Origin of the sequence: Sinanaerobacter chloroacetimidivorans (assembly GCF_018128545.1) — a bacterium.
Lineage (GTDB): Bacteria > Bacillota > Clostridia > Peptostreptococcales > Anaerovoracaceae > Sinanaerobacter > Sinanaerobacter chloroacetimidivorans.
The window spans coordinates 115,994-129,717 of sequence record NZ_JAGSND010000004.1; the positions used below are offsets into that span (position 1 = coordinate 115,994).

Consider the following 13,724-nt stretch of genomic DNA (forward strand, 5'->3'; position numbering starts at 1 on the left):
TATTAAAATTGCGATAACAACATATCAAAATAGTAATTATAAAGTATTATACTCTAACGCAATTAGTTTTTAAAGCATTCCATTTTTTTATAGCCTTAATATCTATAACGGCTGACGGCATTCATACCTTTGTGATATAATGAACGCAATCGATTGATACAGTGCTGCCGCGAGGAGGTGAGTGCGCGATTGAACCAAGTGGTCAAACCAAATTTCTGTCCCTTGGCAAAATATAGTTCAAAGGAAGATCAGTTCCTTTACAATGAAGCGTATTTGAGATGTTTTGACGCTCCCCGCGAGAAGGAGAGATTGAGACGGCTCTTGTCTACGCAGAAAGCTTCGCGTGGAATGGCAGCGTTTTTTGCGGCAAGAACGCTGATTCAAGGACATGAATATTTTGTTCTGATGCAATATGATCAGGAACAAGAGTCATATTATTTTATATTCATGAGTTCTTGCCTTATGGAGCCACTTCCCCGGAATCTGAAAGAAGCAGACAAGAAAGATTATAATAGCTCAGATGGAGATTTAATTGTCATTGATCAGAACAGTATTCTGGAAGAGATGCTCACCGGCTGTAAGTCCATTTATGGTATTTCCCCTGACGAGATGATACAAACCTCTGCAGTGGAATTGGAAGCACTTTATAAGGGGCAGGGGGCCGGCGATTCTATAATCAGTTCTGATCCCCAAATAAAACGGATTAATGAAATAATTAAGAGAGTCGCTCCCGTTGACGCTACGGTTCTGCTTACCGGGGAATCCGGTGTCGGAAAGAATCGTTTTGCTGATATGATACATTCTTTAAGTGAACGAAGAAATGCCTCGTTTATTATCATTAACTGCGGCGCCATTCCGGAGAATCTGCTAGAATCTGAATTGTTCGGGTATGAAAAAGGAGCTTTTACCGGAGCAAGCCAGAAAGGCAAGGCCGGTCTGATTGAAACTGCTGATCACGGCACTTTATTTCTGGATGAAATCGCTGATTTGCCTTTACAGATGCAAGTCAAACTTTTAAAGGTGATTCAAGAGAAAAAGATTACCCGTGTAGGAGGCATACAAGAAAGGAATGTTGATTTCCGTTTGATTGCTGCCACCAACAAGGATATTCCCGGTTTGGTGGAAAGCGGCGGCTTCAGGAAAGACCTTTTCTATCGCCTGAATGTGATCTCTGTTACGATTCCCCCAATCAGGAAACGTAAAGAGGATATCTCCCGTTTTGTCGATTACTTTACTGCTAAGTACAATCAAAAATATGAGAAAAGCCATGTGTTTTCCAGCAAAGCAATCGAACGTATGGAGAAATACTCATGGCCGGGAAATGTTAGGGAATTAGAGAATATAGTAGAAGGCGTCATTCTTACTGCCGACAATTATGTCATAACAGAGGATATGCTTCCGCCAAACATTTATTCTGAAACTGCTATGGAGAAGTATCATGCAGAAGGTAAAACTTTGAAACAGATCCTGGAAAGTGTGGAGAAGCAGATACTTTTAGAGGCGTATGAGAAGTACGGTACAACGACGAAGGTTGCTGAGGCATTGGGAATCAGTCAAGCCTCGGTCTCCATAAAGCTCAATAAATATTCGGCAAAAAAGAAATAGAGAGAACACAATTTGGCAATATTTCTGAAATGATTAATGAGGGTATGCTTAAAAGGGAAACTTTTAGGCATACCCTTAATTGTTCCTTCGGAACATATGCCAAGTATGGACGGTTTTGTTTATGACATGCCGTATGGCATGATATTTGCTTTTAATAAAGTGCGTAGAGAATTATGCTTTTTTTATTCAGAAAAGTTTAACAAAGGATAAAAGAGGGGTTCATCTCTTCACGAACGCAGATCTTTCAATAGGAGGAAATAACAATGAAAAAGAAAATGCCTGTACTACTTACATTTGATCTTGATGGCGAATGCCTTTGGCGCTGCAGAGACCCTGAAAATGCCAATCGTCCGGTAACACTGTCACAGGGTAGGTATGGCCCGGAAGTGGGAGCGCCCCGCATTCTGAAGATGCTAAAAAAGTATGGTTTGCATGCCACATTTTTTATCCCGGGATTTACAGTTAATCAATATCAGGAATTGACAAAGCGCATTGTTGATGAGGGGAATGAGATTGGCAATCATGGATGGAGTCATACTTATCCTGACAATATGGATGGTTATGATGCTGAGAAGAAGGAATACCTGGACTGCAGTAATATTATGGAAAAAGTGACCGGAGCCCGCCCGAAAGCCTATCGTTCTCCGGCTTGGGAGTTTAGCACCAATACCATTGATATCCTGGAAGAAATGAAGGAAATCGAATATTCAAGTAACATGATGGATGCAGATAAAATCCGATATCTGAAGTTAGGCGGAAGAGAAACCAAATTGGTGGAGATTCCGATCCACTGGGTACTTGACGACGCAGCCTACTGGTTGTATAGCCTGCGTACTCCCGGCAAGGCCATGCAGCCGCTGGAAGCAGTTGAGAACTACTGGAGATCAGAATTTGATGCCCTGCTGGAAGAATTTCTAGAAGAAGTAGAAGAAGAGGGCGACTCCGATATTTGCTTTGTATTAACATGCCATCCGCAGATCATTGGACGTCCCGCAAGGATGAAGATGCTTGAAAGACTTGTGAAGCATATGCTGGAAACCGAAAGTGTTGAATTTATGACCGGTATAGAGGCGGCAACCCGTTATAAAGCAAAGAATCCGAAAAAGAGTGATTAATAGACGTGTAGATATCCTAAAACAAATGAATGAAAAAAATAGGAGGAGGTCAAGCATGAGTGAGTTTAATTATGTTTCTAAACTAGCACAGACGTACCCGACTTCGGGAATCAGAGCAATGTTCGATCTGGCAAAGGATTACCCCGGAGCAGTTAACACGTGCAACGGAGAACCAAATTTTGAGACACCAGGACATATTAAAGAAAGCGGTATGAAGGCGATTGCAGCCGGAATGACGAAATATGGAACAGAGCCGGGTCTTGATACCATGCGTGAAGCTGTTGCCAATAAGTATAATAGAGAATTCGGCGGCTATGATTATGATAATTCAAATGTCATGATAACGATCGGAGGTGTAGAGGGCATTTTGCTGTGCCTGTTGGCAATTTTGAATCCGGGCGACGAAGTTATCATACCTGATCCTACCTATACCTGCTATTTAGGACAGACATTGACGTTAGGCGGCGTGCCTGTTCGAGTACCTCTTTATGAGGAACATGGCTTCCGATTACAGGCTGAAGATTTAGAAAAAGCCATTACACCGAAAACAAAGGCTGTGATTATCAGCTATCCCAGCAACCCGTTAGGCGCGGTTTTAAGCAAAGAAGACGGAGAAAAACTGGCCAAAGTAATCGAAAAGCATAATATTATGGTTATTTCCGATGAAGTTTATGAAAAGATTATTTTTGACGGCCGCAAGCATTTCAGCCTTTCTCAAATCCCCAGTATCAGGGATAAGGTCTTAGTGGTAAACAGTTTGTCAAAAACATATGCTATGACTGGATGGAGACTCGGATATGTGGTTAGTACAAATAAGGATGTTATGCGGTATATGTTTAAAATGCAGCAGGCGGTGGCATCCTGTTTACCGCTGTTTGTTATGCAGGCTGGTGCAGATGCTATCAATGGACCGCAGGATTGCGTTGAAGAGATGCGCAGACATTATGAAAGGAGAAGGGATCTTCTGGTTAACGGACTGAGTGAGATTCCGGGGATGAAATGCTTTAAAACAGAAGGTTCTTTCTGTACTTTTATTAACATTAAAGACTTTAATATGTCGTCTTGGGAATTCTCCAGGAACTTATTGATCAAAGCCGGTGTTATGACTGTCGCCGGAAGTGCTTTCGGCGATATGGGCGAAGGCTATCTAAGAATGTGTTTTGCAAATTCCGATGAGAACATTGAAGAAGCAGTAAGGAGAATAAAGAATTATCTGGTGAAAGGGATTAATCACAAGTATTAGAAAACTAATAACGCTATACATAAATGCATAACCTCGAGGCGACTTCTGTTAGATATTGCTTAAAAAAAATAAGCAAAAACTTGAAAATAGAGTAACTTTCAATGTAAAAGAAAACTTTTAAAGCTTGGCATAAGTATTGCTATTGTATTAGTCAAATAATAATTCTATTTGAAAGGAAAGGAGTGTTAGTGAATAAAGTTCACTAACAAATAAAAAAATGATGGATTCATTATTAAACTTCTTTAATGCAATTAATGGTGTGTTTTGGGGCAACTTTATGATCTTCATACTAGTTGGAACCGGCATTTTTTTCACCATCAGGCTGAAGTTCCCTCAAGTTAGGAGAATCAAGGACGCGTTTATGCTTGCTTTTGGGGACTTAAGATCCGGTGGAAAGGCAAACAAGAAAGAGGGAATGAGCTCATTCCAATCCCTTGCTACCGCACTTGCCGGACAGGTAGGTACAGGAAATATTGCAGGCCCTGCTACAGCTATTATGGCCGGAGGACCTGGAGCTGTTTTCTGGATTTGGGTCAGCGCATTCTTTGGAATGGGAACAATTTTTTCTGAGGCCACCGCAGCACAAAAATATAAAACACACCTGTCAGACGGCACGGTAATCGGAGGGCCTGCATATTACATTAGGGCAGCATTCCCTAACTCATTTGGTAAAGCTTTAGCAGCTGCGTTTTCCATATTTGTTATTGTAGGGTTTGGTATGGCAGCAGCAATGATACAGGGAAACACAATTGCTGATGCAATGCATAATTCCTTTAGAATACCTCCAGTGGCAACGGGTATTGTGGTTTCGGTACTGCTGTTAGCTGTTGTTGTAGGAGGAATGGGAAGAATCGCGGCAACAGTGTCAACCGTGGTTCCGATAATGGCTATAATTTACATATTATGTTCGCTTATTGTTATTGTCGTTAATATTAATCATGTGCCAGAAGCATTTGCGATGATTTTCAAAGCTGCTTTCTCACCACAGGCGGTTGGTGGCGGATTTACGGGTATTGCCGTCAGAGAAGCAATGCGTTACGGTGTAGCCAGAGGGTTGTTTTCAAATGAAGCCGGTATGGGTTCTACACCACATGCTCATGCAGTGGCAAAGGTTAAACACCCTTGCGATCAAGGGCTCGTAGCTATGGTTACGATAATAATAGACTCATTTGTAATCTTAACAATATCCTGTGTGTTGATATTAGCATCCGGTGCTGCTTCATCCGGAGAGCAGGGCATTGGTGTTATTCAGGGAGCATTTGAAAGTGTATTTGGAACGGTTGGCTCAATCCTTGTTGCGCTATGTATATTTTTCTTCTGCTTCTCAACAGTTATCGCTGCTTATTTCTACGGTGAGCAAAACTTCAAGAGAATTTTTGGTGTCAAGTCTGTGCCTATATACATGGCAATGATTGTATTCTTCGTAATATTCGGTTCATTAGCGACTGTAAGCCTGGTATGGGCAATTTGTGACACCTTTAACGGATTAATGGTATTCACAAACTTAATCGGATTATATGGAGTTTCCGGAGTTATTGTAAAACAGTGGCACGAGTATGAATCCGGCGGTAAGGATCTGGATACTACCTTGAATAGTATTAAAGGAAAGCGATTAGCGGCAAAGAGTGCGGCTGAATAAAAGGTTGATATAAAATGCAAATCACTTTAAATATGAACATAAACGGTCTTCGGGTCCGGTTCATAGAGTCTGAGAGAAAACAGGAAAGGAACGAAAAATGGAAAAAAAATTAATTTTAGGTATTTCCAGCAGTCCAAGAAAAGGAGCCAATACAGATATCCTTTTGGAACATGCATTAAAAGCAGCTGAGGAATATGAGTACATAAGAACAGAAACAATTTATCTTAGAGATTACGATATTTCTCCTTGCAATTCATGCGTAGGCTGCTGCGCCGAGACGGCGGCCAAAGGTGATGCTGACAGGGCGTGCTTGTCTTTTCGTGACGGCATGGACCTGATCTATCCCAAGCTTTTGGAATGCAGCGGCTTAATATTGGCCTCGCCTGTTTATTTCGGATCGGCAAATGCACAGATGAAAGCATTTATGGATAGAACGGAAGGCCTATTACGATATGGATTTAGCAAATACAAAAATGCTTTAAGCTACAAGGTAGGCGGTGGAATAGCTGTCGGTGGCAACAGAAATGCAGGACAGGAATTTACGATTCAGCAGATCCATTACTATTTTGCGATTCATGACATGATCATAGTAGGCTCAGGAGCAGAACCTATGCCTGGATGTTATTTAGGCGGCGGAGCGACCACATATCCTCTGAGAGGGCGGGTAAGAGACGCTGTGCTGCAGGATGAAGTCGGCTTAAAGTGCACTGGAAATCTTGGAAGAAAAGTCGCGTCGACTATAGGAATGATGAATAAATAATTTGATGAGGACACATTATGAATTTAAAAAATCCCACGATTATTGTCGGACATTTTGGTAGCGGTAAAACTGAATTTGTCGCAAATTATGCGATCTGGCTGAATGAAAATGGAAAACAGCCTGTTGTTGCCGATATGGATATTGTCAACCCGTATTTTAGAGCAAGGGAACTGAAAGAGCTTTTTAAGAGCAAAGGGATACGGGTAATCTCCAGTAACTATGAAGATGATTATCACTTTGACACACCCGCTCTTGCAGCTTCATTGCAGACCTGCTTTGAGTCGAAAGATCAGACGAGTCTCGTTGATGTAGGCGGCGACTCAGCCGGCGCCAATGTATTGGCGAGATATTCAAAGCTGCTTTCTGACGGTAAATATAATATGTGGATGGTGGTAAATGCGAATAGACCACAAACATCAACAGCGGAAGAAGCTTCCAGATACCTTGAGGCAATTAATGAAACGAGCAGACTCAAAATTAACGGTATTATCAATAGTACTCATATGCTAAGGGAGACGACAAAAGGGGATATAGCCAAGGGAGATGCGCTGGCAAGGCGGTTGTCGGAATTGACAGGGATCAAGGTGGTATATACGGTAATAGAGGAGCATTTGATGCCTGAAATGAAGGATCTGAAGCTAGCCGGAGAACCATTCCCTATCAGTTTGATTATGAGACCTGACTGGCTATAACCTTTATGTTGATTAAAGATAGACCTGTAAAACAAAAAGACCTGGAAGAGAGGTAATTGCACATGAAATTTAACGTTACATTTGATACTGAGGGATGTAAGGGCTGTGAACTGTGTATGTCGTGGTGTAAAAAAGGGCTGATTTCTATAGACAAATCATGCTTGAACAAGGCAGGCGTCCATCCCGCAATGATCATAAATAAAGATGAGTGTGTCGGTTGCTTAAACTGTGCATTGATGTGCCCGGATGCAATCATCACAATTGAAAAGATTGAACAATAAGAAGAAAGGAAGAGGACATAATGGCAAAAGTTCTAATGAAGGGAAACGAAGCTATGGCCGAGGCTGCGATTCGTGCAGGCTGCAAGGCATTTTTTGGATATCCGATTACTCCGCAAAGTGAAATCCCTGAATACTTTTCCAGAGAAATGCCGAAGCGCGACGGCATATTTTTACAGGCTGAGAGCGAGATGGCGGCAATGAACATGGTAATGGGAGCATCTGCCTCAGGGGCGCGTGTTATGACAAGTACGTCAGGACCCGGATATTGCTTAAAACTTGAAGCACTGGCAGCAATGACCCTGACGAGGCTGCCGGCAGTAGTTGTTGTAGTAATGAGAAACGGTCCGGCATTCGGAACCATGAAGGCAGCGCAGGAAGATTACCGCATGATAGGTAACGGCGGATATAAAGTAGTAACATTTGCACCATCCAACGTACAAGAAGCGGCAGATATGGTTTTTGAAGCCTTCGATATAGCAGATAAATACCGCAACCCGGTTGTAGTTCTGGCCGATGGTATGATCGGACAGATGATGGGCGGCGTGGATTTTAATAAGGTGCCTGCAGGACGTATGGACTTACCAAAGAAGACATGGGCATTGCATGGCAAGAATTCCAGAGGAGGAAAACCGCAATTTCATTTTTTGCCGGAGGGCAGAACGCATTATGGCGAAAAACATGAGGCGGAAACTGTCCTCTATCCGGAGATTATCCGCAACGAAACGAGAGTGGAAATTGTTGATGTGGAAGATGCTGATATTGTCCTGGCAGCATATGGTACGGCCGCACGCATGTGCATGGCTGCGATAGAGGAGCTCGGCGACAGAGTTAAACTGGGTATGATACGTCCTAAAACACTTTGGCCATTCCCATATGAGGCGTTTGAAAAAATAGGCCCTAATTGTAAAGCAATCATATGTCCGGAGATCAATATTATCGGTCAGATGATAGATGATGTTAAAATAGCGGCAGCCGGTAAATGGCCTGTATACCACGTAGGTGATACTGCAACGGATTCTCTGACACCGGAAGGAATCGTGGAAAAAGTTTCAGAAGTATGGGAGGTAGTGAAATGAGCATTATCTATAAAAAACCGGAATCTCTCAATGATACTCCACTAACATTTTGCCCGGGATGCACGCACGGGCTGATTCTCAAGCTGGTGGCCACAGTAATTGATGAACTTGGAATCGGAGGTGATACAATTGCCGTAGGTTGCGTGGGCTGTGGCGGATATATGCCGTGGTTCATGGACATCGACACAATTTACTCCCTTCACGGCAGAGCCCCTGCAAATGCTACAGGCGTGAAACGAATAAATCCTGATAAGGTAGTGTTTACATATCAGGGCGACGGGGATCTCGCATCGATTGGCACGGCAGAAATCGTACATGCAGCGCATAGAGGAGAAAAGATTACAACAATATTTGTAAATAATACTACTTATGGCATGACAGGCGGCCAGATGGCACCGACAACACTGCCCGGACAGAAAACCACGACTTCGCCTTATGGCAGAGATCCTGCGCATTGCGGTAACCCGATTCGTATCTGTGAAATGCTTTCTACAATTGACGGGGCAAAGTTCATTGAAAGGGTTTCCGTTGACTCGCCTGCGAATGTCAGGAAAGCTAAAAAAGCCATTCAAAGAGCATTTGAGTGTCAAATAGAAGGCAAGGGATTCTCCCTTGTTGAAGTATTGTCCACATGTCCGACAAACTGGGGCAAAACGCCTCTTGAGGCTCTTGAACGGATAAGAACTGATATGATACCTTACTACCCGCTTAGCAATTTTAAAAACTATTAAAGGAGGGATGTCTGATGCTTCGAGATAAAATAATAGTAGCAGGTGCAGGTGGGCAGGGAGCTCTGCGTATTGGCCAAATGATAGCCTATGCAGCTCTGGATGAAGGCTGGGAAGTGGAATGGATTCCCTCCTATGGTGCAGAGATGCGCGGCGGAACTGCGAATTGTAATGTAACGATTTCAGATGAGGAGATCCTTTTTCCTATGATCAGGGAACCGGATTACCTAATCGTAATGAATGATCTCTCGCTGGGAAAATTTGAGTGCCGAGTTCGTCCTGGCGGAGTAGTCATACTTGACAGCTCAATGATTTCAAATAAAGTGGGGCGCGATGATCTGCACGCATATTATGTTCCTGCGGATGGTATTGCAGAAGAAGAAGGAAACACGCGTGGTGCAAACATGGTTTTGCTTGGTGCATACATTGCTGTCGCGGAGAGAGTATCTCTGGAATCAATTTGCAACATCATTGACCATTCCTTTACCGGTTACAAGGCAAAGTATGCAGATTCGAACAAGCGGCTTGTGAAGAGGGGTTTCGAGTATATTAAAAAATCTAATTGACATAAGCCTTCTAAGAGGCTTAAAAACGGAGGAAAATATGGAAAAAGTATTCAAGCTGTTTATAATAAACCCAGGGTCCACTTCCACAAGAGTATCTTATTATGAAAATGAAAAGGAAATTCATAGTAAAAAGCTGAACCACCCGACCGAGGTAATTGCGCAATTCAAGGAAATTAATGATCAGTTCGATATGCGCAAAAAGATGGTGGAGGAGTATATTGAAGAGATCGGAATTAAAGAGCTGGATGCCATTGTTTCGCGAGGCGGCGGCGGTCGCCCTCTTCATCCCGGGGGGTATGGCATTACTCCATTGATGGTGGAAGAGTGTAAGAGAGCGCCATGGCCTCACGCATCAAACCTGGGAGTCATGATTTCATTTGACCTTATGAAACAATTTGGCGTTCCGGGTTACATATATGATGCGCCGCTTGCAGATGATTTCATAGAGTATGCAAAAGTTTCTGGACTTCCTGAACTGCCTACACTGCGGGGTGCAGGTCATACTCTGAATGAGAAAGCGGCCGGTTGGACTATTGCAAGAAAGCTGGGAGGAAAGTACGAAGACTACAATTTTATCATATGTCACCTCGGAGGTGGAATTACGGTCAATGCTCATGTAAAGGGCAAGATTATTGACAGCCATATTAATGCATTTTCCCCTGAAAGAGCTGGCGCATTGCCGATGATCGCTTTCACTAAGATGTGTTTTTCAGATAAATGGGATCTTGTAAGCTGTATGAAACGGCAGATGGGAAACGGCGGCCTGGTGGCATATTTAGGCACAAGTGATATCCTTGAAGTTGAAAGAAGAATAGAAGGCGGCGATAAAGAAGCGGACTTCTATTTTGAGGCAATGATTTTTCAGATAGCAAAAGACATCGGCGGCATGGCGACGGTTATGAACGGCGATGTGGAAAGAATTATTATTACCGGTGAAATTGCACATTCAAAGCGTTTAACTGACAGCCTTACAAAGAGGGTTAAGTTTATTGCACCGGTGGAGGTTGTTCCCGGAGCGGTAGAAATGAAGGCACTTGCAGAGGGTGCGTTGAGAATGCTCAGAAGAGAAGAACCGGTCAAGGATTATGATACCGAACAGGCATAGATCATTTTGTTAAAAAGGAGAAGAATATTGAAAACTGCATATATAATGATTTCTAACCGACATATACATCTCACGAGAGAAGCTGTGGACGTACTGTTTGGTAAAGATTATGAGCTGACAGTAAAAAAACCATTAGGCTATCCTATCTTTGCAGCCAATGAAACAGTAACGCTTAAGGGGCCAAAGGGTACGATTTCCAATGTGCGTGTTTTGGGACCTATGCGTCCGTATAATCAGGCCGAAATTTTGACAGCTGACAATTTTGTACTGGGAATCAATGCACCGGTTAAGCTGTCAGGCTCCCCTGATTTAGCACCACTGACGATTATCGGGCCTGCCGGTGAACTGAAGCTTGAATCAGTAGCAGTAATTGCAAAACGTCACATACATATGTCTCCGGAAAAGGCAGCGGAATATGGGCTTGAAAACAAGCAGCTGGTAAGAGTGAAGATAGCTGGCGAGAGAGCACTGATCTTTGATGAAACGGTTGTCACATTTACAGACATACCTGATCCGACGATGCATATCGATGTTGAAGAGGGGAATGCGGCGCATATTAAGAATATGGATATAGTTGAAATATTGCCGTAGAGAGAAGCTTTAAGGGAACAAGCAAACAGAATTAATATTTGTAATAGCGTTAAATAATTGCTTGTGGAGGATATTATAATGATTAAGGATAAGGATAAAATACTGACCTGTTTACAGCAGCACCAGAAAGACTTTTTTGATATGCTGAAGGAGTTCATTGAACTGGAATCTCCTTCACATGAGGACAAAGAAACCTCGGATAAATGCAGTCAGTTTCTGGAGAAGGCTTTTCGTGAGCTTGGCTTTCGTATTGAGAGGATCCCGCAAAGTACCTGCGGTGATCATATCTATGGAGAAATCGGTACCGGCGAAGGGAGTGCACTTATTTTAGGGCATTACGACACGGTGTTCCCTCTTGGTACAATCAAGACAATGCCGTTTAAAATGGAAGACGGGAAGGCTTATGGGCCGGGCATTTTAGACATGAAGGGCGGTATTGTCATGGCATATTTTGCGTTGAAGGCCCTAATTGAGCTAGGACTGATGCCTGAAAAGAAGATTGGGATATTCTTTAACGGTGATGAGGAATCGGGAAGCTTTTGCTCCAGCGACATAATTATCGAAAAAACCCAGAACTATAATTGTGTTCTTGTTATGGAGCCGGGCATAAATGATTTCAATGCAATAAAAACCAAACGTTATGGCAGAGGCACATATGATATCATCGCTCATGGAAAAGCAGCCCATTCGGGATCTAATTCTCATTTGGCCATCAGCCCTTTGATGGAGATTGCACGGCAATTGCTGTATATAGAAAAGTGGAACGATGAGACTGAAGGAGTTACATTTACTCCAACTGTAGTAAGCGGAGGCATTGCCGGTACTTGCATGGTTCCGGAAACTGCATATTTAACCATGGATGTAAGATATCAGACAGAGGAAATCGCCGAAACCATACATAAAAAAATAATGAATCTGAAAGCATTGACACCAAATGTACGTTTGGAAGTACAGGGAAAGATAGATAAACCGGTTATGGTCGGCGACAAAGAGTTGTACCAAAAAACATTGGAAATTGGAAAGCAGTATGGGTTGGAGCTTAAGGGAATTACTGTTGGCGGAGGCAGTGATGGGAATTTTACCGCAGCAGCCGGAATCCCTACATTAGATGGCCTGGGAGCAACAGGAGAATTCCTTCACAATTCCGGAGAGTATATACATATTGACCATGTTCCATATCGCATGGCAATGGTTGCAAAACTTTTACAGACGCTTTAGCTTAATATAGCATCCTGCCCTAACGGGACTTTATTTCAGCAAACTCTGAACGGGGAAGTGCCTTCCCCATAACCCCTTCCGTCCGCGGTTCGAACCACCGACTTGAATGCCAATAAAAAAATACCGCACCTTCGGTACGGTATCTTTTTATTGGTACTCCATCGCACTCGAACCGCGAACAAAGCGCTGACGCCCTTTCCATAGGGGACTCTGCCACCCTCTTGGCGACAAGCCGCCATGCTTTTAGTCGGTCAAGCACGGCTTCCCTTGTCTGTCACCCCCGAAGCGGTGGTCCGTATATCGCTTGCTTTTGAATATCCATAGCTTAAAAACGATATACTTTGAACGAGGAAAATTTTTCCCCGTAACCCCTTCCGTCCGCGGCTCTAGCCGGGCTATGCAAGATAAATAAAAAAATACAGCACCTTTCGGTACTGTATTTTTTTATTGGTACTCCATCGCGGGCTCGAACCGCGGACACCCTGATTAAGAGTCAGGTGCTCTACCAACTGAGCTAATGAAGCATATGCATTTGTGTTTTGACACATTTAGTAGTGTAACACTTGTGCAGAAGCTTGTCAATACAATTTTTACAAAAATGTATTGGATCAGTTTCATGTAGACATGCAAATATTTTTGTGATAATCTGAACCCAATAATTGGAAGAAACTTATAGTCGAAATTAATTTGCCGAAAAGGTATCAAAAGATGTACAACAAGAATACTATTTATATTGTAGGTCATGGGAAGACCAGCAGCGACAATGCTATCACCAGTAACTTCAAGATTTTCTTCATCGCATTTGTCATAGACACGAATACTGATGAAGTGGTGGATTTGGAATGTACGGCTTCCCTGAATATTACAAAGCTGTTTATTCGGGAAATTTTCCTGGGCAGAAAGTTTGACAGCTTTGATATGGAGCTTGAAAATGAGATTTCAGCCCGGTATTTTGGCTCTTCCCAGAAGGCGCTGATTACTGCTTATAAGGATGCGCAGAAAAGGTATCTGGAAGTGAAGAAAAAACATAAACAGCAAAAATAGCAAGACTGCTTTGTTCGGAATAGACGTTGCAGATAAAATGCTTCGCCATCATGAATGAAAT

14 protein-coding genes and 1 tRNA gene are annotated in these 13,724 nt (G+C 42.9%); 14 read left to right on the top strand and 1 reads right to left on the bottom strand.

The genetic code is table 11. The features are described from left to right. The first annotated feature begins 198 nt into the window (after positions 1–198). From KCX82_RS08005 to KCX82_RS08065, 13 genes are all read left to right on the top strand, one after another. A complete protein-coding gene (locus KCX82_RS08005; RefSeq protein WP_227018100.1) occupies positions 199–1,605 on the top strand; it encodes a sigma-54 interaction domain-containing protein in 1,407 nt (468 codons plus the stop codon). Positions 1,606–1,868: 263 nt separating this feature from the next. Next, positions 1,869–2,720, top strand: coding sequence for a polysaccharide deacetylase family protein (locus tag KCX82_RS08010; RefSeq protein WP_227017936.1), 852 nt, complete (start codon positions 1,869–1,871; stop codon positions 2,718–2,720). A 55-nt stretch (positions 2,721–2,775) separates the two neighbouring features. Continuing rightward, positions 2,776–3,963, top strand: a complete 1,188-nt coding sequence (locus tag KCX82_RS08015; protein WP_227017937.1) for a pyridoxal phosphate-dependent aminotransferase — start codon at positions 2,776–2,778, stop codon at positions 3,961–3,963. A gap of 217 nt (positions 3,964–4,180) precedes the next feature. Then, positions 4,181–5,602: an alanine/glycine:cation symporter family protein gene (locus KCX82_RS08020; protein ID WP_319633336.1), complete on the top strand. Its 1,422-nt coding sequence runs from the start codon at positions 4,181–4,183 to the stop codon at positions 5,600–5,602. A gap of 97 nt (positions 5,603–5,699) precedes the next feature. Beyond that, a complete protein-coding gene (locus tag KCX82_RS08025) occupies positions 5,700–6,362 on the top strand; it encodes a flavodoxin family protein (RefSeq protein WP_227017938.1) in 663 nt (220 codons plus the stop codon). A 17-nt stretch (positions 6,363–6,379) separates the two neighbouring features. Beyond that, complete coding sequence (locus KCX82_RS08030; protein ID WP_227017939.1) at positions 6,380–7,054, top strand: P-loop NTPase family protein; 675 nt, start codon at positions 6,380–6,382, stop codon at positions 7,052–7,054. A gap of 62 nt (positions 7,055–7,116) precedes the next feature. Further along, positions 7,117–7,335 (top strand): 4Fe-4S dicluster domain-containing protein, encoded by a 219-nt coding sequence (locus KCX82_RS08035; RefSeq protein WP_227017940.1) that lies wholly within the window; start codon positions 7,117–7,119, stop codon positions 7,333–7,335. Between the two features lie 20 nt (positions 7,336–7,355). Continuing rightward, complete coding sequence (locus KCX82_RS08040; protein ID WP_227017941.1) at positions 7,356–8,411, top strand: thiamine pyrophosphate-binding protein; 1,056 nt, start codon at positions 7,356–7,358, stop codon at positions 8,409–8,411. Continuing rightward, positions 8,408–9,142, top strand: coding sequence for a thiamine pyrophosphate-dependent enzyme (locus KCX82_RS08045; RefSeq protein WP_227017942.1), 735 nt, complete (start codon positions 8,408–8,410; stop codon positions 9,140–9,142). Before KCX82_RS08040 ends, KCX82_RS08045 begins: the two co-directional genes overlap by 4 nt. A 14-nt stretch (positions 9,143–9,156) precedes the next feature. Then, positions 9,157–9,705, top strand: coding sequence for a 2-oxoacid:acceptor oxidoreductase family protein (locus KCX82_RS08050; RefSeq protein WP_227017943.1), 549 nt, complete (start codon positions 9,157–9,159; stop codon positions 9,703–9,705). Between the two features lie 37 nt (positions 9,706–9,742). Further along, positions 9,743–10,810, top strand: coding sequence for a butyrate kinase (gene buk, locus KCX82_RS08055; RefSeq protein WP_227017944.1), 1,068 nt, complete (start codon positions 9,743–9,745; stop codon positions 10,808–10,810). A gap of 27 nt (positions 10,811–10,837) precedes the next feature. Further along, positions 10,838–11,401 (top strand): PduL/EutD family phosphate acyltransferase, encoded by a 564-nt coding sequence (locus KCX82_RS08060; RefSeq protein ID WP_227017945.1) that lies wholly within the window; start codon positions 10,838–10,840, stop codon positions 11,399–11,401. Between the two features lie 78 nt (positions 11,402–11,479). Then, positions 11,480–12,619, top strand: a complete 1,140-nt coding sequence (locus tag KCX82_RS08065; protein WP_227017946.1) for a M20 family metallopeptidase — start codon at positions 11,480–11,482, stop codon at positions 12,617–12,619. Positions 12,620–13,067: 448 nt separating this feature from the next. On the opposite strand, the gene KCX82_RS08070 is transcribed toward KCX82_RS08065, so the two are convergent. After that, positions 13,068–13,143 (bottom strand) — tRNA-Lys (locus tag KCX82_RS08070). A gap of 184 nt (positions 13,144–13,327) precedes the next feature. Here KCX82_RS08070 and KCX82_RS08075 point away from each other — a divergent pair. Next, positions 13,328–13,663 carry a DUF3870 domain-containing protein gene (locus KCX82_RS08075; RefSeq protein WP_227017947.1) on the top strand — a complete coding sequence of 112 codons (336 nt, stop codon included), beginning with the start codon at positions 13,328–13,330 and terminating at the stop codon, positions 13,661–13,663. The last annotated feature ends 61 nt before the right edge of the window (positions 13,664–13,724 follow it).

What these genes read in the sequence shown, in the direction of transcription:
- KCX82_RS08020 (WP_319633336.1), top strand. Translation starts at nt 4,181, where the DNA reads ATGATGGATTCATTATTAAACTTCTTTAATGCAATTAATGGTGTGTTT.
- KCX82_RS08040 (WP_227017941.1), top strand. Translation starts at nt 7,356, where the DNA reads ATGGCAAAAGTTCTAATGAAGGGAAACGAAGCTATGGCCGAGGCTGCG.
- KCX82_RS08075 (WP_227017947.1), top strand. Translation starts at nt 13,328, where the DNA reads ATGTACAACAAGAATACTATTTATATTGTAGGTCATGGGAAGACCAGC.
- KCX82_RS08035 (WP_227017940.1), top strand. Translation starts at nt 7,117, where the DNA reads ATGAAATTTAACGTTACATTTGATACTGAGGGATGTAAGGGCTGTGAA.
- KCX82_RS08065 (WP_227017946.1), top strand. Translation starts at nt 11,480, where the DNA reads ATGATTAAGGATAAGGATAAAATACTGACCTGTTTACAGCAGCACCAG.
- KCX82_RS08045 (WP_227017942.1), top strand. Translation starts at nt 8,408, where the DNA reads ATGAGCATTATCTATAAAAAACCGGAATCTCTCAATGATACTCCACTA.
- KCX82_RS08015 (WP_227017937.1), top strand. Translation starts at nt 2,776, where the DNA reads ATGAGTGAGTTTAATTATGTTTCTAAACTAGCACAGACGTACCCGACT.
- KCX82_RS08010 (WP_227017936.1), top strand. Translation starts at nt 1,869, where the DNA reads ATGAAAAAGAAAATGCCTGTACTACTTACATTTGATCTTGATGGCGAA.
- KCX82_RS08050 (WP_227017943.1), top strand. Translation starts at nt 9,157, where the DNA reads ATGCTTCGAGATAAAATAATAGTAGCAGGTGCAGGTGGGCAGGGAGCT.
- buk (WP_227017944.1), top strand. Translation starts at nt 9,743, where the DNA reads ATGGAAAAAGTATTCAAGCTGTTTATAATAAACCCAGGGTCCACTTCC.
- KCX82_RS08030 (WP_227017939.1), top strand. Translation starts at nt 6,380, where the DNA reads ATGAATTTAAAAAATCCCACGATTATTGTCGGACATTTTGGTAGCGGT.
- KCX82_RS08025 (WP_227017938.1), top strand. Translation starts at nt 5,700, where the DNA reads ATGGAAAAAAAATTAATTTTAGGTATTTCCAGCAGTCCAAGAAAAGGA.